Here is a 17,862-nt window from a genome sequence, read left to right as displayed (position 1 = left end):
ACGGAAGCTGGGCCATGGCCCCCTACGATTGGGGCCATGGCGCCGACCGCGGCCTTCTTCGACCTCGACAAGACGATCATCGCGAAGTCGAGCACGCTCGCCTTCAGCAAGCCGTTCCAGGCCGGCGGCCTGATCTCACGCCGCGCCGTGCTGCGCTCGGCGTACGCCCAGTTCGTCTACCTGGTGGGCGGCGCCGACCACGACCAGATGGAGAAGATGCGGCAGTTCATGTCGCAGCTGTGCACCGGCTGGGACGTCGCCACGGTCCGCGAGATCGTCGCCGACACGCTGCACAACGTCGTCGAGCCGCTCGTGTACGACGAGGCCGTGTCGCTCATCGAGGAGCACCAGCTCGCCGGACGGGACGTGATCATCGTGTCCGCCTCCGGGGCCGAGGTCGTCGAGCCGATCGCCGCCATGCTCGGCGCCGATCGCGTGATCGCCACCCGGATGGAGATCGTCGACGGCCGCTACAGCGGCAACATCGAGTACTACGCCTACGCCGAGGAGAAGGCCCGGGCGATCCGCGAGATCGCCGACCAGGCCGGCTACGACCTCGAGGGCTCCTACGCCTACAGCGACTCCGTCACCGACGTGCCGATGCTGGAGGCGGTTGGGCACGCCTACGCCGTCAACCCCGATAAGGAGCTGCGCAAGGCGGCGGCCGCGCACGAGTGGCCGATCCTGGTCTTCACCAAGCCGGTCGCGCTGCGCGCCCGGGTACCGCTGCCGGCCCGACCGACCCTCGCCGCACTCGCCGTGGGCGGCGTGGTCGCCGTCGGCGGGGTCATCTGGGCGAACGCTCGCAAGCGCCGGCTCGGCGCCTGAGCGCCGCGGCGCAGCCCCCTCGAACGGCTCGCCCCGGAACCCATACTTCCCCCGGCAAGTCAAGGGACCTCAGGGCTTGAAGGGCTCCCTCAACGGGCGTACAAACGAAGGCAAGAACTCCATAGTCTGCACGTGAGCCGGGTACCCACGCGGCGATCTACCCTTCCTACAGGGCGTCGGCCGAGCCGGGACACTCCCGGGGCCGCAGTTGATGATGCACGCCTGGTAGCCGTCGGCCTCACGTGTCAGCGGCGGCACCCGGCCCAACCACTCGAGATCCGGGTGCCGTTCGCATGTCTGAGCGCAGTGAGCCACGACGAAGGAGCGGCTCGCGTCGCGCGAGGAGGTCGAGGGCGCCCGCGACCGACGAAGGAGGTCGCGACGGCGCGTCTCGAGACCCGGTGAGACGAACGCCGACGGCGACCACCGCGTTCACGGTGGGTTTCGAGACGGGCGCCAGCGCGCCTTCCTCAACCACCGGAGGGACAGGACCCCGTCCCCCTCAACCACCGTGGACGGGACTGGCCTGCGCGCCGGCGGCGTACGCCTCGGCCGCGTAGAGCAGCCAGGAGTGCACGCCGGCGAGGCCGCCCTCGGCGTACCCCCGCAGGTTCGACTCGTACGCCGCGCGCAGGGCCAGGTGACCCGCCTCCGGGACCACCAGCGACTTCTCGTCCACGCCGCGCGCGACCAGCACCAGCCGCTCGGCGGCCCGGGCGACGATGCCGTTGTGCGACGGGAACGGTGCCCCGGTCACCAACTCGGCGTGCACGACCGCGGCCACCAGCAGCGCCGGCGCGGCGGTCGCCGCCGACAGCAGGTCGCCGACCCGGCGCAGCCGGCCGGCGGCCGCGCCGTCGCGGGGCCGGCCGCGGGTGTCGGCCGGCAGGCCGGTCGCGGCCAGCGCATGGATCCGGGCCAGCGCCTGCAGCGGCGCGCGCCCCAGCACCGGCACCAGCCCGAGCAGCTCCGTCGAGACCCGCACCGCGTCGAGCGCGATCTCGTCCCCCTCGCCGGCCCGCACGTCGGCCAGCGACGAGCCCGACCCCTCCAGCACCGCGCTCGCGTGGGCGCCGCGCAGCAGGCTCTCGCCCGTCAGCTCCGGCGAGGTCCGGCGCAGACCCCGGTCGCGCAGCATCACGTCGATGCCGTCGCGGGCGGCGGCGTACCCCGACGGGACCCCCTCGAGGTCCACCAGGCTCGACAGCGGATCGGCAGTCACGCCCGGAAGGCTATCCAGCGGGTACGGTGAGCCCGATGAGTGACCAGCCCCAGCCCGCCCGCTCCTTCGGCTCCGTGGCGGCCGCCTACGACCGCGGGCGTCCGTCGTACCCGCGCGAGGCCGGGGCCTGGCTGGTGGGTGACCAGCCGCAGACGGTGCTCGAGCTCGGCGCCGGCACCGGCAAGCTCACCGAGGTGCTGCTCGGGCTCGGCCACGAGGTGCACGCCACCGACCCCGACGACGCGATGCTGGCGCGGCTGCGGGAGCGACTGCCCGACGTACCCACCTCGGTCGCCTCGGCCGAGGAGCTGCCCGCCGCCGACGGGTCGTACGACGTGGTGGTGGCAGGCCAGGCGTTCCACTGGTTCGACCACGAGCGGGCGCTGCCGGAGATCGCCCGGGCGCTGCGGCCCGGCGGCCGGCTCGCGCTGATCTGGAACAAGCGCGACGAACGCATCCCCTGGGTGAAGCGGCTCGGCCGGATCATCGGCACGCAGGAGCAGGAGACCGATCCGACCGAGACCCTGGTGACGTCGGGCTGGTTCGGCTTCGTCGAGAACGCCTCCTACAAGCACTGGCAGGTCATCGACCGCGAGTCCGTGCAGGACCTGGTGCTGTCACGCTCCAACGTCGCGGTGCTCGACGAGGACGGACGGCGGGCCAAGCTGGCCGAGGTGCTGGCCTTCTACGACGACTACGGGCGCGGCATGGACGGCATGCAGCTCCCCTACGTCGCCTCGTGCTTCCGCGCGACCGTGGTCGACCGGCCGGAGGGCGCGGCCATCGCGACGACCGAGGCGGGCGACGAGGGCCGGCCGGCCACCACGGGGGGCGAGCCGGCCGACACCGACGACGTCCTGCTGATCGACTTCCGTTAGCAGCCGGAGACGTCGATGCCCCGACCTTGGCGCCGTCGACACCTGGGCACCGAGGCCGACCGGGCCACCTTCCGCACCCTGCACAGCGCCTCGCTGGCGGCCCCCGCACTGCGCGCCGGCCTGACCACGGAGAGCGCCGAGCGCAGCATCCGGCACCTGCACGACCTGCTCGGCAGCCCGGCTCTCGCGATCACCGACACCTCCGGCTCCCTGGCCTGGCACGGCTCCGGGCAGCATCACGAGGAGCAGTGCGCCGGGCTCGCGGAGCTGACCGTCGAGGCGGGCCGCACCCGGGTCTTCGACCGGCACGACCTGCCCTGTGGCGCCCCCGGCTGCGACGTACGCGGTGCCATCGCCAGCCCGCTCGTCGTCGACGAACGGGTGGTCGGCACCCTCCAGGTCTTCGCCGACGCACCCACCGCGGGCCTGGCCCGGGCCACCGACGAGGTGGCGGCGTGGGTGGCCTCGCAGCTCGAGCTCGCCGAGCTCGACGCGTCTCGCACCCGGCTGATCGAGGCGGAGGTGCGGGCGATGCGGGCCCAGATCAGCCCGCACTTCATCTACAACTCCCTCGGGGCGATCGCGAGCTTCGTGCGCACCGACCCCGACCGCGCCCGCGACCTGCTGTTGGAGTTCGCGGACTTCACCCGCTACTCCTTCCGCCGGCACGGCGAGTACACCACCCTCGCCGAGGAGCTGCGCTCGGTCGAGCGCTACCTGCTGCTCGAGCAGGCCCGCTTCGGCGAGCGGCTCCAGGTGACACTGCGGATCGCGCCGGAGGTGCTCCCGGTCGCCGTACCCTTCCTGTGCATCCAACCGTTGGTCGAGAACGCCGTCCGGCACGGACTGGAGTCGGCGGAGGGCGGCGGCGCGATCCGCATCGTCGCCCGCGACCAGGACCAGGAGTGCGTGATCGAGGTGGAGGACGACGGGGTGGGCGAGGACCCGGACGTCGTACGCCGCGCGCTGGCCGGCGACGCGGGTCTGGACTCGGTGGGTCTCGGCAACGTCGACGGCCGGCTGCGCTCGACGTTCGGCGACGACTACGGGCTCGTGGTGGAGACCGCGCCCGGCGCGGGTACCAAGGTCGTCGTGAGAGTGCCCAAGTTCGCACCGGGAGTCCATGCATGAAGCCACTGACGGTGCTCGTCATCGACGACGAGCGGCCCGCCCTCGACGAGCTGACCTACCTGCTCGCCGACGACGACCGGATCGGCGAGGTGCACACCAGCAGCTCGGCGACCGACGGGCTGCGGATCCTCCACGAGGGCGCGGTCGACGCGGTCTTCCTCGACATCCAGATGCCCGGGCTGACCGGACTCGAGCTCGGGCAGGTGCTGAGCCGGTTCCGCACGCCGCCGCCGATCGTCTTCGTCACCGCCCACGAGCAGCACGCCGTGGAGGCCTTCGACCTGCGCGCGGTCGACTACGTGCTCAAGCCGGTGCGCGCCGAGCGCCTGACCGAGGCGGTACGCCGGGTGGTCGGCATGCTCGACGGCGTTGCGGAGTCGGCCCCGGTCCGCGACGACACGCAGGTCGCCGTCGAGCGCGGCGGGGTCACCCGGTTCGTCCACCGCTCCGACATCACCCACGTCGAGGCGCAGGGCGACTACGCGCGGTTGCACACCGCGGCGGAGTCCCACCTGGTGCGCAGCCCGCTGTCCACCCTCGAGGAGGAGTGGGCCGCGGCCGGCTTCGTGCGCATCCACCGCTCGCTGCTGGTCTCGCTGTCGCAGGTGACCGAGGTGCGCATGGACGGCGGCCGCTGCACGGTCACGGTCGGGCCGCGCGGGGTCGAGCTCGTGGTCAGCCGCCGGCACACCCGTGAGCTCCGCGAGCTGCTGCTGGAGAACCGCACGGTGTCACCGCGGACCGACTCGTGACCGAGCCGGGCCCGGCGCCCACCCGGGTCCGGGTCACCGGGCCGCCCCGGCGCCGCCCGCCGACCCGCCGTACGTCGGACATCGACGCGGGCACCCGGCTCGGCGGCGTCTACATGCGCTCGCTGCTGCGCGAGCAGCTGCGGCTCGCGGTCGGCGTGCTCGCGGTGATGGGGGTGACGATCGGCCTGCTGCCGCTGGCCTTCTACCTCCTGCCCGAGCTCTCCGACGTACGCCTGCTCGGGATGCCGCTCGGCTGGCTGCTGCTCGGCGTGGTCGTCTACCCGGTGCTGGTCGGGCTCGGCTGGGCCTACGTGCACCGGGCGGAGCGCAACGAGCGCGACTTCGCCGAGATCGTCTCGGAGGCGGAGAGATGAACGCCGCCCCCGGGATCATCGCGATCTCGCTCGTCACGGTCGCCACCCTGGCGATCGGCACCTGGGGGCTGCGGTTCTCGCGGACGACGAGCGACTTCTTCGTGGCGTCCCGCACCGTGCACCCGCGCCTGAACGCCAGCGCGATCGGCGGCGAGTACCTCTCCGCCGCCTCGTTCCTCGGCGTCGCCGGCCTGGTGCTGATCCACGGCGCCGACATGCTCTGGTACCCGGTCGGCTGGACCGCCGGCTACCTGGTGCTACTGGTGCTGGTGGCCGCGCCGCTGCGCCGGTCCGGCGCCTACACGCTCCCCGACTTCGCGGAGGCTCGACTCGGCTCGCGCGGCGTACGCGCGGTCTGCTCGGTGCTCGTCGTCGCGATCGGGTGGCTCTACCTGGTGCCCCAGTTCAAGGGCGCGGGACTCACCCTGCGGTCGGCGGTGGGCGCCCCGATCTGGGTCGGGCCGGTCATCGTCGGCGTCGTGGTGCTCGCCAACGTCACCTCTGGCGGGATGCGCAGCATCACGTTCGTGCAGGCCTTCCAGTACTGGCTCAAGCTCACCGCGCTGCTGGTCCCGGCCGCCGTGCTGCTGGTGGTGTGGGCGGGGGACGGCAGCGCCCGCCCGACGGGCGGCGACTGGTCGGTGCCGCTCGCGCCGGGCGGCGCCGAGGGCCTCTACGTCACCTACTCGCTCATCGTCGCGACGTTCCTGGGCACGATGGGGCTGCCGCACGTGGTCGTGCGGTTCTACACGAACCCCGACGGCCGCGCCGCCCGTCGTACGACGCTGGTGGTGCTCGCGCTGCTCGGGCTCTTCTACCTGCTGCCGCCGATCTACGGCGCCCTCGGCCGGATCTACGCCCCCGAGCTCGCCGCGTCCGGGGCGTCGGACGCGCTGGTGCTCGAGCTGCCGCGGATCATGGTCGACGGCGCCCTGGGCGAGGTGCTGACGGGCATGGTCACCGCCGGCGCGTTCGCGGCGTTCCTCTCGACGTCGTCGGGGCTGTCGATCGCCGTCGCGGGCGTGCTGAGCCAGGACCTCACCGGGCGCGCGCAGGTCCGCGGCCGCCGACTGGGCGGGGTCACGGCGTTCCGGCTCGGCGCGGTCGTCGCGGTGACCGTGCCCTGCGTCGTGGCCCTGCTGGCGCCGGACCTCGGCGTGGCCCGCGCGGTCGGCCTCGCCTTCGCGATGGCGGCGGCGACCTTCTGTCCGCTGCTGCTGCTCGGCATCTGGTGGCGCGGGCTGACCTCCGTCGGCGCGATCGCGGGACTGGTCGCCGGTGGACTCGGCTCGACCGTCGCGATCCTCTGGACGATCCGCGTCCCCGAACCGTCGGGCTGGCTCGACACGCTGATGGGCCAGCCCGCCGCCTGGACCGTGCCGCTCGCGCTGACGACGATGGTCACCGTCTCGCGGCTGACCCGCGCTCGCGCGCCGGCCGACGCGGGACGCTTCCTGGTCCGGCTGCACACCCCGGAGACGGTGGAGCTGGATCGCGGCTGATCACGGCCTCACGGCTGTAACGCCGGGTTACCGACTGTTCCCACCATGGTGCAACCCCGTGGGAACAGCTAGTAACCCGGCGTTACAAGCGAGCCGGATTTCCGACACCGCCTAGCCTTGCCGATGTGCGCCTGATCCTGATCCGCCACGGCGAGACGCCGTCCAACGTCACCGGGGCGCTCGACACCGCTCGACCGGGCGCGCCGCTCACCCCGCTCGGCCACCGGCAGGCGGCGGCGATCCCGGCCGTGCTGACCACGTCGCGGATCGCGGCCGTGCACGCCTCGCCGCTGGTCCGGACCCAGCTCACCGCCGACCCGCTCGCCCGGGCGCGCGGGATCGAGATCGTGGTCAGCGAGGGTCTGGAGGAGATCGGCGCCGGCGCGCTCGAGATGCACACCGCCGCGGAGTCCGTCGACCGGTACGCCGAGACCGTCACGTCCTGGATCGCCGGCGACCTCGGCGTCGCGATGCCGGACGGGGAGGACGGACACGCGTTCTTCGGCCGGTACGACGACGCCGTCCGCGCACTCGCGACCGGCCACGCCGACGACGCCACCGTGGTCGCGTTCAGCCACGGCGCGGCGATCCGCACCTTCGCGGCCCGCCACGGCGGTCCTCCCGAGCAGCGGCTGCGTAACACCGGTGCCGTCGTACTCGACGGCTCGCCGGGCACCGGCTGGGCCGTCACCGGCTGGTCGAGCGACCCGCTCGGCGGTGCGCACCTGATCGACGCCGGAGCAGCCGACCCGACCGGGGAGCCGGACCCGGTCTGAGAGCGAGCCGGACGCCGAGCGACGGAAAATCCGCTCGTCGCGCCAGGAGCACCGCTCGTCGTTTCGACGTCGCCGCTCGGCGCGGATCCCGCTCGCACCCCTGCCCGACCCGGGTGCTCGTGGGCATGGTGACGACGATCACCATCCCCTCGAGAAGGGCGCCCCCCGTGACCGAGCCACTGACCCACGATCATGCCCACCGGCACGATCCGGTGTACGACGAGCTGCACGCCCTCCCGGAGTTCGCGCGGCTGCGCGCGCTCTACCGCGGCTTCGTCTTCCCGGCGACCGTTGCCTTCCTGGCCTGGTACCTGCTCTACGTCGTGATGAGCAACTGGGCCACCGACTTCATGAGCACCAAGGTCGTCGGCAACATCAACGTCGCCCTGGTCTTCGGCCTGCTCCAGTTCGCGACCACGTTCCTCATCGCCTGGCTCTACGCCCGCTTCATGAACCGCAACGCCGACCCGATCGCGCGCGACCTCGAGCGGCGCTACAACGACCACGTGGGAGGCGCACAGTGAGCTCCGACAGCCTCACCACGATCCTGTTCGTCCTGGTCGTCCTGGTCACGGTCGCGATCACCTTCTGGGCGAGCCGGCAGACCAAGGGCGCCGCCGACTTCTACGCGGGCGGCCGGGGCTTCACCGGCTTCCAGAACGGCATGGCGATCTCGGGCGACTACATGTCGGCCGCGTCGTTCCTCGGCATCTCCGGCGCGATCGCGCTCTACGGGTACGACGGCTTCCTGTACTCGATCGGCTTCCTGGTCGCCTGGCTGGTGGCGCTGCTGTTGGTCGCCGAGCTGCTGCGCAACTCCGGTCGCTACACGATGGCCGACCAGCTCGCCTACCGGATGCGGCAGCGCCCGGTGCGCACCGCGGCCGCGACCTCGACGGTGGTCGTCTCGATCTTCTACCTGCTGGCGCAGATGGTCGGCGCCGGTGCGCTGGTGGCGCTGCTGCTCGGCGCGGACTCGGACGCCGCGAAGAACATCACGATCGTCCTGGTCGGCCTGCTGATGATCTTCTACGTCACGGTCGGGGGCATGAAGGGCACCACCTGGGTGCAGATCGTGAAGGCGATCCTGCTGATGGGCGGCACGATCCTGATCACGATCCTCGTGCTGGCGAAGTTCGACTTCCACATCTCCGAGCTGCTCGGCGCCGCGGCCGCGAACACCGGCAAGGGCGACGCCTTCCTCCAGCCCGGACTGAAGTACGGCATCGACACCACGTCGAAGATCGACTTCCTCAGCCTCGGCCTGGCGCTGGTCCTCGGCACCGCCGGGCTGCCGCACATCCTGATCCGCTTCTACACGGTGCCGACCGCGAAGGCCGCCCGCACCTCCGTGCTGTGGGCGATCGGCCTGATCGGCGCGTTCTACCTGATGACCCTGGCCCTGGGGTTCGGTGCCGCGGCGCTGCTCGACACCGGCGCGGGCAGCAAGGTCGCCGCCTCGGGCGGCAACCTGGCCTCCCCGCTCCTGGCCGAGGCCGTCGGCGGTGGGGACGGTACGACGGGCGGCGCGGTGCTGCTCGCCCTGATCTCGGCCGTGGCGTTCGCGACGATCCTCGCGGTGGTCGCCGGGCTGACGCTGACCTCGGCGTCCTCGGTCGCCCACGACCTCTATGCGACGGTCTTCCGCCGCGGGGAGGCCAGCGAGCGCGACGAGGTGCGGGTGGCCCGGATCTCGGCGTTCGTGATCGGCGGCATCGCGATCGCGCTCGCGATCCCGGCGCAGAAGCTCAACATCGCGTTCCTGGTGGCGCTCGCCTTCGCCGTCGCCGCCTCGGCGAACCTGCCGTCGCTGATCTACAACCTCTTCTGGCGGCGGTTCAACACCCGCGGCGCGACCTGGGCCATCTACGGCGGCCTGATCGCCAGCGTGGGCCTGGTGTTCTTCTCGCCGGTGGTCTCGGGGTCGGAGACGGCGCTGTTCACCGACCACGACTGGCAGTGGTTCCCGCTGAGCAACCCGGGCATCATCTCGATCCCGATCGGGTTCCTGCTCGGCTGGCTCGGCACGATCACCTCGCACGAGCCGGACACGGCCGCGCGGTACACCGAGCTCGAGGTCCGCGCACTCACCGGCGCGGGCGCTGAGCAGGCGGTCCAGCACTGACCGCCTGCGGACGCCCGGCGACCCTCGGTCGCCGGGCGTCCGAACACGCCCTAATGTGGCGAGTACCACTACGTCTGCAGGAGAGAACGTGAGCGAAGAGACCACCGACGAGACGCTGGCCAACCTGCTCAAGGAGGAGCGTCGGTTCGAGCCGCCGGCAGCGATCGCCGAGCACGCCAACGTGAAGGCCGAGGCCTACGAGCGGGCGCGACGCGATCCGGAGGGGTTCTGGGCCGAGCAGGCCGAGCGGCTCGACTGGTCGCAGAAGTGGGACCGGGTCCTCGACTGGGACGACGCGCCGTTCGCGAAGTGGTACGTCGGCGGCCGGCTGAATGCGGCGTACAACTGCGTCGACCGGCACGTCGAGGCGGGCCGCGGCGACCGGGTCGCGATCCACTGGGTCGGCGAGCCGGTCGACAGCCAAGGAAATGCGGATAGCCGGGACATCACCTACGCCCAGCTGCAGGACGAGATCTGCCGGGCCGCGAACGCGCTGACCGAGCTCGGGGTGCGGACCGGCGACCGGGTCGCGATCTACCTGCCGATGATCCCCGAGGCCGTCGTCGCGATGCTGGCCTGCGCCCGCATCGGAGCGCCCCACACCGTTGTCTTCGGCGGCTTCTCGGCCGACGCGCTGGCCTCGCGGCTCGAGGACTGCCAGGCGAAGGTCGTGATCACCTCGGACGGCGGCTACCGGCGCGGCGCGCCCTCCGCGCTGAAGCCGGCGGTCGACGAGGCCCGCACGAAGACCTCCCAGAACGGACACGTCGTCGAGAAGGTCGTGGTGGTACGCCGTACCGGGCAGGACGTCGCGTGGGACGACGCGGTCGACATGTGGTGGCACGACGTGGTCGACTCCGCCTCGACCCAGCACACGCCGGAGGCGTTCGACTCCGAGCACCCGCTCTACGTGATGTACACCTCGGGCACCACCGGCAAGCCGAAGGGCATCCTGCACACGACCGGCGGCTATCTGACCGGCGCGGCGTACACGCACTGGGCGGTCTTCGACCTCAAGCCCGAGACCGACGTCTACTGGTGCTCGGCCGACATCGGCTGGGTGACCGGCCACTCCTACCTGGTCTACGGCCCGCTCGCGAACGGCGCGACCCAGGTGATGTACGAAGGCACGCCCGACAGCCCCGAGCGGGGCCGCTGGTGGAAGATCATCCAGGACTACCAGGTCACGATCTTCTACACCGCACCCACCGCCATCCGCTCGTTCATGAAGCAGGGCCGCGAGATCCCGGACAAGTACGACATGTCCTCGCTGCGGATCCTCGGCTCGGTCGGCGAGCCGATCAACCCCGAGGCCTACGTCTGGTACCGCCACGTCATCGGCGGCGACCGCACCCCGGTCGTCGACACCTGGTGGCAGACGGAGACCGGGATGATCATGATCAGCCCACTGCCCGGCGTCACCGCCGGCAAGCCGGGCTCGGCGATGACTCCGATCCCGGGCGTCTCCGCGGAGGTCGTCAACGAGGCCGGCGAGCCGGTGCCGAACGGGTCCGGCGGCTACCTCGTGCTCACCCAGCCGTGGCCGGCCATGCTGCGCACGATCTGGGGCGACGACGAGCGCTTCAGAGACACCTACTGGTCGCGCTTCGCCAAGGAGGGCTTCTACTTCGCCGGCGACGGCGCCAAGAAGGACGACGACGGCGACATCTGGGTGCTCGGCCGGGTCGACGACGTCATGAACGTCTCCGGCCACCGCCTCTCCACCACCGAGATCGAGTCCGCCCTGGTCTCCCACCCCAAGGTCGCCGAGGCCGCCGTCGTGGGCGCCAAGGACGCCGACACCGGGCAGGCCGTCTGCGCGTTCGTGATCCTGCGTGAGGACGCGGGCGACGGCGGCGACGACATCGTCAAGGAGCTGCGCCAGCACGTCCGCAAGGAGATCGGCCCGATCGCCACCCCGCGCCAGATCATGATCGTCCCCGAGCTGCCCAAGACCCGCTCGGGCAAGATCATGCGCCGCCTGCTCCGCGACGTCGCCGAGAACCGCGAGGTCGGCGACGTCACCACCCTCGCCGACTCCTCGGTCATGGACCTGATCTCCCAGGGCCTCGACTCCGGCAAGGAGGACTAGGCCGAGTCGGCGCCAGTTCACCCGCGAGTCGGCGCCAGTTCACCCCGGACATGGTGAACTGGCGCCGACTCGGCATTTGTAGACTGTCCGTGGTGCGCCGGGAAGTCTGGTCGGCAGTCGAGCCCGACCGACCCCGAGGAGCACCGTGACCCGATCCGCCGACACCCGACGTACGCCGAGGCTGTTCGCGCGCGGTTCATGGCTGGAGTCGTCGCGGGCCGCCGACATCCTGCGCGCGGAGACGACCGGTGGCCTGCTGCTGATCGCCGCCGCCGCGGTCGCGCTGGTCTGGGCGAACAGCCCGTGGCACGACGCGTACTTCGCGATCCGCGACCGGGTGGTCGGGCCGGACGCACTGCACCTCGACCTCACCATCGGCGGGTGGGCGGCCGACGGGCTGCTGGCGATCTTCTTCTTCGTGGCCGGCCTGGAGCTCAAGCGCGAGTTCGTCGCGGGCGACCTGCGCGACCCGCGGCGTGCCGCCCTGCCGGTGATGGCGGCGGTCGGCGGCATGGCGGCCCCCGCGGTCGTCTTCGTGCTGTGGAACCTCAGCACCGACGACCTGGTCGGCTGGGCGATCCCGACGGCGACCGACATCGCCTTCGCGGTCGCGATCCTGGCGGTGATCAGCACCCACCTGCCCAGCGGCCTGCGCACCTTCCTGCTGACCCTCGCCGTGGTCGACGACCTGCTCGCGATCACGATCATCGCGGTCTTCTACACCGACTCGCTGCAGCTGCCGTACCTCCTGCTCGCCGCGGTGCCGATCCTCGCCTTCGGGATCCTGGTGCAGCGCCGCGTCCACCGCTGGTGGCTGCTGCTGCCGCTCGCCCTGACCGCGTGGACGCTCGTGCACGCCTCCGGGGTGCACGCCACGGTCGCCGGCGTCGTGCTGGCGTTCACCGTGCCGGTGCGCCGCGCCGACGGCAGCGACGGGCCCGGACTCGCCGAGCACCTCGAGCACCTGATCCGCCCGATCTCGGCGGGCGTCGCCGTGCCGGTCTTCGCGTTCTTCGCGGCCGGCGTGTACGTCGGCGGGCTGGACGGTCTCGCCGCCTCGCTGACCGACCGGATCGCGCTCGGCATCGTCTGCGGCCTCGTGGTCGGCAAGACCGTCGGCATCACCGGGTCCACCTGGCTGCTGGCCAGGTTCACGCGCGCCGACCTCGACGACGAGCTCAGCTGGGTCGACGTCGTCGGCATGGCGATGCTCGCCGGCATCGGGTTCACCGTCTCGCTGCTGATCGGCGAGCTCGCCTTCGGCTCGGGCACCGTCGCCGACGACCACGCCAAGGTCGGCGTACTCGTCGGCTCGCTCGTCGCGACCGCCCTGGCAGCGGTCGTGCTGCGGGCCCGCAACCGCGTCTACCGGCGGCTGCAGGAGATCGAGGAGCGTGACGACGACCGCGACGGGGTACCCGACGTCTACCAGCGGGACGACCAGCGGGAGTAGGGATTCTGTAGGGTGACGAGCATGGCGAGCAACGACGTCCAGGCAGCCCCTTCGGCTGCGGAGGACCCCACGATCGGCCGGCTGGTCCACGACGCCACCCAGGACATCTCCACGCTGATCCAGAAGGAGATCCAGCTCGCCAAATCGGAGCTCAAGGTGAGCGTCCGCGCCGGCGGCACCGGCATCGGCCTGTTCCTCGGCGCCGCGTTCCTGCTGGTGCTCGCGATCATCATGCTGTCGGTCTCGATCGCCTACTTCATCAACTGGAACGGCGACGGGCTCGCGCTGCACTGGGCGTTCCTGATCGTGTTCGGCTTCTACCTGCTCGTCGCCGCGTTGATGGTCTTCATCGGCGTGCGCCAGGTGAAGAAGGTCCGCGCCCCCGAGCGGGCGATCGAGCAGGGCCGCGAGATCCCCAAGGCGCTGAAGGGCCAGGCCTAGCCAGCCCCAGCCCTGCTTCTCGGCTCACTGGATTTCGACGCGAGGTCGCTGCGGCTCCTGAGGAGCCGAGGGACGAGGCGTCTCGAAGGGCAATCCTCCTGCGCCACGGGTGCCGCCGCTTCGCGACGTCACCCGGCGCAGTCGCCCGTGTCGACGACGTCGGAGCTGCGCAGGCCCGCACCGGCCGCCTCGGCGACCTGCTCGGCGGTCAGCGCGTAGCCCGTGTCGTGGTCGTTGACCGACGCCGCGAACACCACGCCCACGACGTCGCCGCGCGACGACACGATCGGGCCGCCGGAGTTGCCGGGGCGGATCAGCCCGCGCAGCGAGTAGACGTCGCGGATCACCGTGCCGCGGCCGTAGATGTCGGGCGAGCGCAGCCGCTGCTGCGACCGGATCCGCGCCGGCTGTACGTCGTACGGGCCGTCCTCGGGGTAGCCGAGCACGGCCACGCCGTCGCCGGCGCCCGCGGACTGGTCGAACTCGAGCAGATCGGTGTCGCCGCTGTCGTAGGCGAGTACGGCCACGTCGACGTCGGGGTTGTAGTAGACGACCGACGCCGGCAGCGTCGTGTCGCCGACCACGACCTCGGGCTCGTCGACGCCGGCGACCACGTGGGCGTTGGTCATCAGCCGGTTCTGTGCGTAGAGGAAGCCGGAGCCCTCGACACCGCGACCGCAGTCGTTGGTGCCGCGGATCTTCGCGACGCTGACGGCCGCGCGCTCGACGTCGGGGTCCTGGAGCAGCCGCCGCGGCCCGGGCCCGACCTCGACGATGCGCTCGGGCGCGAACGGCTCGAGGTAGCGCGGGAAGAAGGTCGTGCCGACGACGTTGTTGAACGCCTGGAGCGCCCCGTCGGCGCTGTTGGGCAGCACGCCGTCGACGCTCGAGAGCACCGTGGACTCCCGCACCAGCGGCGTGACGCCGCTGATCCGGGACCCGGAGATCGCGACGCCGAGCGCCCACGCCACCAGCAGGACGGCGACCGCGCTGAGCAGCGCCCCGCCGACCGCGTCGACCGCGCGGGCCGGCTGCCAGGTGATCCGGTCGCGGATCCGCGACCCGACGAACTGGAACAGCGCCTGGCCCAGCGACGCCGCCAGGATCACGATGAAGAGCGCGCCGAGCGAGACCAGCATCGAGGGATCGGCGTCGCCGAGCGCGGTCGGGGCGAGCCAGACGCCGAAGAGACCGCCGAACAGCAACCCCGCCGTCGCGAACGCGCCGGTGACGAAGCCCTGCCAGTAGCCGGACAGCGCGTAGGCGAGGACCAGGACGACGAGCAGCCAGTCGAGCAGGTTCACCGGGCACCCCCGCGGCGCTGGTCGTCGTCGATGTCGAGCAGGTCGACGTCGCGGCGGCGTTCCTGCCCCTTGAACATGTACGCCGGCAGGTCCCGCACGCGCGACTCGTCCCACGGGACCGACCAGTCCAGATAGTCCAGCAGCCGGGCGATGATCCCGCCGGTGAAGCCCCAGAGGATCACGTCGTGGTCTGGACCGATGAGGAAGCCCGGGCTCAGGTAGCCGCCGCGCGGCATCCGGACGGTCACCCGGTGGGTGGGGTCGACCAGCTCGGAGAGCGGCACGTGGTGGATCGCGTGCACCTCGGCCTGGCTCACGACGGAGACCTCGGTCGGCCGGGCCCACCAGCCGAGGATCGGCGTCACGGCGTAGTCGCTCGGCGGCAGCCACAGCTCGGGCAGGCGACCGAACACCGCGACCGTGCTCGGGTCGACGCCCACCTCCTCCTCGGCCTCCCGGAGCGCGGCCTCGACCTCGTCCTCGCCGGGGTCCAGCGAGCCGCCCGGGAACGACACCTGACCGGGGTGGGAGCGCATGTCGTGGGCCCGCTCGGTGAGCAGCAGCTCGCCGCCCTGCGGGCCGTCGCCGAAGAGCATCAGGACGGCGCCGCGGCGGGAGGCGCCGCCGGGCGGCGGCACGAACCGGGTGAGGTCCTCGGCCCGGATCTCGCGCGCGGCGCGCTCGATCGGCAGCAGCCAGTCGGGGAGGTCCTCCCCCGGGTCCGATGCGGTCACAGGGTGACCCCGAGGTGCTCCTCGACCAGGTCGACCATCTCGTCGACGCTGTCGATACCGCCCTGCGTGTACGTCGCCGCGCCCTGCTCGTCGACGAAGAGGAAGGAGGGCATCAGGATCTTGAGCGGGAAGGGCTCCTGGGCCTGCAGGTCGCCCTGGGGGTCGGCGAGCAGTGGGTAGGTGACGCCCGACCGCTGCGCCAGCTCCAGCGCGGGGCCGGTCTGCGGGTCCTGGTAGTCGATCCCGATGACCGACACCTCGTCGCCGTACCGGTCGTAGAACTTCGCGAGCGCCGGCATCTCCCGCGCACACGGCTGGCACCACGCCGCCCAGACGTTGATGACCAGCGGGCCGCGCAGGCTCGCCAGGTCGACGTCGTCGCCGCCGCCCAGGCACGGCAGCGTCACGTCGGGCAGCTCGCTCGCCGCGGGGTCGCCGTCGCCCGGAGCGCACGCCTCGATGCCGGCGTCGGCCCGCAGCTGCCGCAGCTGGGGGGTGTCGACGTCGATCTGCGCCCGACCGGGCCCGGGGACGTCGTCGGTGCAGCCGGACAGCGCGAGCAGCGCCGCGACCAGCGCGGCGGAGAGGGCTCGTCTCATCCGAGGCCCCTGCGGGTGAGCGGGAGGGTCATGCCCGGCCCTCGGTGCGGACCAGCTTGGCCGCGGCGACCGGGTCGGTCGGGCCCTCGCCGTACGCCGGGCACCACTTCGCCACCGGACAGGCACCGCACGCGGGGTTGCGGGCGTGGCAGCGGCGCCGCCCGTGCCAGATGAGGTGGTGGCTCAGCATCGTCCAGTCCTTCTTCGGGAACAGCTCACCGATCGCGTGCTCGACCTTGACCGGGTCGGTCAGCTCGGTCCAGCCGAAGCGCCGGACCAGGCGCCCGAAGTGGGTGTCGACGGTGATGCCGGGGATGCCGAAGGCGTTGCCGAGCACGACGTTCGCAGTCTTGCGGCCGACGCCGGGCAGCTTGACCAGATCGTCGAGCCGCGGCGGGACCTTGCCGTCGTGGTGCTCGACCAGCGCGGCGCTCAGCTTGAGCAGCGACTCGGTCTTGGCGCGGAAGAACCCGAGCGGGCCGACGATGCCCTCGAGCGTGGCCCGGTCGGCCGCGGCCATCGCCTTGGCGTCGGGGTACGCCGCGAACAGCGTCGGGCGCACCGCGTTGACCCGCTTGTCGGTGGTCTGCGCCGACAGCACCGTCACGACGAGCAGCTGGAAGGGGTCGTCGAAGTCGAGCTCGCAGTGGGCGTCGGGGTAGGTCTCGGCGAGCACGCGGTCGATCTTGCGGGCTCGGCGGACCAGGCCGGTGCGGGTCTCCCCGCCGCTGATCACCGTCTCGGGCGCGTCGGACACGCGGCCCAGCGTACGGCGCCGCACCGACAGGGCCGGATTCGCCGTGGGCTCACTCGACTTGCGGGGGCCACTGCTGTCTGTGAGGTTTGCCACTGGCTAGGATCATCGGCGGAACCCGTGCGTTCACGGGCAACGTCACGAGGAGGATCCGTGGACAACGACGTGCTGCGTCAAGCACCGCTCTTCAGCGCGCTCGACGACGAGGCGGCGACCGCGCTGCGGGCGTCGATGGCCGAGACGCGGCTGCGCCGCGGCGACGTCCTGTTCCACGAGGGCGACTCGGGCGACAAGCTCTACATCGTGCTCGACGGCAAGGTGAAGCTCGGCCGCACGTCCTCCGACGGCCGCGAGAACCTGCTCGCGATCCTCGGCCCCGGCCAGATGTTCGGCGAGCTCTCGCTCTTCGACCCGGGCCCGCGCTCGGCGACCGTGACGGCGGTGACCGACGCGACGTTCGCCTCGCTCTCCCACGAGGACCTGCTGCGCTGGCTCGAGGGCCGCCCGGTCGTCGCCCGCGGCCTGCTCGCCCAGCTCGCCGGCCGGCTGCGCAAGGCCAACGACGTGGTGGCCGACCTGGTCTTCTCCGACGTGCCCGGCCGGGTCGCCAAGGCGCTGCTCGACCTCGCCGACCGCTTCGGCCGCACCGCCGACGACGGCGTCCACGTGCACCACGACCTCACCCAGGAGGAGCTCGCCCAGCTGGTCGGCGCCTCCCGCGAGACCGTCAACAAGGCGCTCGCCGACTTCGCCTCCCGCGGCTGGCTGCGCCTCGAGCCCCGCTCCGTCGTGATCATGGACGTCGAACGCCTCTCCCGCCGCGCCCGCTGAGCACCCGGACGTCATACGGACAGTGCGTCCCCTTGCTCGCGACGTATGACGTCTCGAGCCGGTCAG

General features: G+C 72.1%; 18 protein-coding genes. 13 read left to right on the top strand and 5 right to left on the bottom strand.

What is annotated here, in order from left to right:
* Window positions 1-36: 36 nt before the first annotated feature.
* A complete protein-coding gene (locus KM427_RS02855) occupies window positions 37-828 on the top strand; it encodes an HAD family hydrolase (protein ID WP_183592523.1) in 792 nt (263 codons plus the stop codon).
* A gap of 502 nt (window positions 829-1,330) precedes the next feature.
* Here the strand turns inward: KM427_RS02855 and KM427_RS02850 are convergent.
* Window positions 1,331-2,050 carry a Fic family protein gene (locus KM427_RS02850; RefSeq protein WP_183592522.1) on the bottom strand — a complete coding sequence of 240 codons (720 nt, stop codon included), beginning with the start codon at window positions 2,048-2,050 and terminating at the stop codon, window positions 1,331-1,333.
* A 35-nt stretch (window positions 2,051-2,085) separates the two neighbouring features.
* On the opposite strand from KM427_RS02850, the gene KM427_RS02845 reads away from it, so the two are divergent.
* From KM427_RS02845 to KM427_RS02795, 11 genes are all read left to right on the top strand, one after another.
* Complete coding sequence (locus tag KM427_RS02845) at window positions 2,086-2,928, top strand: class I SAM-dependent methyltransferase (protein WP_215526191.1); 843 nt, start codon at window positions 2,086-2,088, stop codon at window positions 2,926-2,928.
* Window positions 2,929-2,943: 15 nt separating this feature from the next.
* Window positions 2,944-4,059: a sensor histidine kinase gene (locus tag KM427_RS02840; protein WP_215526190.1), complete on the top strand. Its 1,116-nt coding sequence runs from the start codon at window positions 2,944-2,946 to the stop codon at window positions 4,057-4,059.
* Window positions 4,056-4,811 (top strand): LytR/AlgR family response regulator transcription factor, encoded by a 756-nt coding sequence (locus tag KM427_RS02835; protein WP_183592519.1) that lies wholly within the window; start codon window positions 4,056-4,058, stop codon window positions 4,809-4,811. Before KM427_RS02840 ends, KM427_RS02835 begins: the two co-directional genes overlap by 4 nt.
* Window positions 4,808-5,185 carry a DUF485 domain-containing protein gene (locus KM427_RS02830; protein ID WP_215526189.1) on the top strand — a complete coding sequence of 126 codons (378 nt, stop codon included), beginning with the start codon at window positions 4,808-4,810 and terminating at the stop codon, window positions 5,183-5,185. The genes KM427_RS02835 and KM427_RS02830 overlap by 4 nt, the downstream gene beginning before the upstream one ends.
* Window positions 5,182-6,687: a sodium/solute symporter gene (locus KM427_RS02825; protein WP_215526188.1), complete on the top strand. Its 1,506-nt coding sequence runs from the start codon at window positions 5,182-5,184 to the stop codon at window positions 6,685-6,687. Before KM427_RS02830 ends, KM427_RS02825 begins: the two co-directional genes overlap by 4 nt.
* 125 nt (window positions 6,688-6,812) lie before the next feature.
* On the top strand, window positions 6,813-7,463 hold the full coding sequence (locus KM427_RS02820; protein ID WP_183592516.1) for a histidine phosphatase family protein: 651 nt from the start codon (window positions 6,813-6,815) through the stop codon (window positions 7,461-7,463).
* Window positions 7,464-7,630: 167 nt separating this feature from the next.
* Window positions 7,631-7,987, top strand: coding sequence for a DUF485 domain-containing protein (locus KM427_RS02815; RefSeq protein ID WP_252274994.1), 357 nt, complete (start codon window positions 7,631-7,633; stop codon window positions 7,985-7,987).
* A complete protein-coding gene (locus KM427_RS02810) occupies window positions 7,984-9,588 on the top strand; it encodes a monocarboxylic acid transporter (RefSeq protein ID WP_215526186.1) in 1,605 nt (534 codons plus the stop codon). Before KM427_RS02815 ends, KM427_RS02810 begins: the two co-directional genes overlap by 4 nt.
* Window positions 9,589-9,676: 88 nt before the next feature.
* A complete protein-coding gene (acs, locus tag KM427_RS02805) occupies window positions 9,677-11,680 on the top strand; it encodes an acetate--CoA ligase (protein ID WP_215526185.1) in 2,004 nt (667 codons plus the stop codon).
* Between the two features lie 145 nt (window positions 11,681-11,825).
* Window positions 11,826-13,133, top strand: coding sequence for a Na+/H+ antiporter NhaA (nhaA, locus tag KM427_RS02800; RefSeq protein ID WP_215526184.1), 1,308 nt, complete (start codon window positions 11,826-11,828; stop codon window positions 13,131-13,133).
* A 21-nt stretch (window positions 13,134-13,154) separates the two neighbouring features.
* The gene (locus KM427_RS02795; RefSeq protein ID WP_183592512.1) at window positions 13,155-13,574 is read left to right on the top strand and encodes a phage holin family protein; all 420 of its coding nucleotides are present in this window, start codon (window positions 13,155-13,157) and stop codon (window positions 13,572-13,574) included.
* A gap of 128 nt (window positions 13,575-13,702) precedes the next feature.
* Here the strand turns inward: KM427_RS02795 and KM427_RS02790 are convergent, their stop codons facing one another.
* Genes KM427_RS02790 through nth form a run of 4 tightly spaced genes read right to left on the bottom strand, consistent with a single transcriptional unit; the run spans window position 13,703 to window position 16,968 of the window.
* A complete protein-coding gene (locus KM427_RS02790) occupies window positions 13,703-14,878 on the bottom strand; it encodes a MarP family serine protease (RefSeq protein ID WP_183592511.1) in 1,176 nt (391 codons plus the stop codon).
* Window positions 14,875-15,612 (bottom strand): NUDIX hydrolase, encoded by a 738-nt coding sequence (locus KM427_RS02785; protein ID WP_183592510.1) that lies wholly within the window; start codon window positions 15,610-15,612, stop codon window positions 14,875-14,877. The genes KM427_RS02790 and KM427_RS02785 overlap by 4 nt, the downstream gene beginning before the upstream one ends.
* Window positions 15,609-16,211, bottom strand: a complete 603-nt coding sequence (locus KM427_RS02780) for a TlpA family protein disulfide reductase (protein ID WP_215526183.1) — start codon at window positions 16,209-16,211, stop codon at window positions 15,609-15,611. The genes KM427_RS02785 and KM427_RS02780 overlap by 4 nt, the downstream gene beginning before the upstream one ends.
* Before the next feature lie 28 nt (window positions 16,212-16,239).
* A complete protein-coding gene (nth, locus tag KM427_RS02775) occupies window positions 16,240-16,968 on the bottom strand; it encodes an endonuclease III (RefSeq protein WP_252274992.1) in 729 nt (242 codons plus the stop codon).
* 150 nt (window positions 16,969-17,118) lie between these two features.
* Between nth and KM427_RS02770 the strand changes: the two genes are divergently transcribed.
* On the top strand, window positions 17,119-17,796 hold the full coding sequence (locus KM427_RS02770) for a Crp/Fnr family transcriptional regulator (protein ID WP_183592508.1): 678 nt from the start codon (window positions 17,119-17,121) through the stop codon (window positions 17,794-17,796).
* Window positions 17,797-17,862: the final 66 nt, after the last annotated feature.

It is taken from the genome of Nocardioides sp. LMS-CY (assembly GCF_018732145.1).
Classification (GTDB): domain Bacteria; phylum Actinomycetota; class Actinomycetes; order Propionibacteriales; family Nocardioidaceae; genus Nocardioides; species Nocardioides soli.
This window is presented reverse-complemented; position numbering and strand designations above follow the sequence as displayed.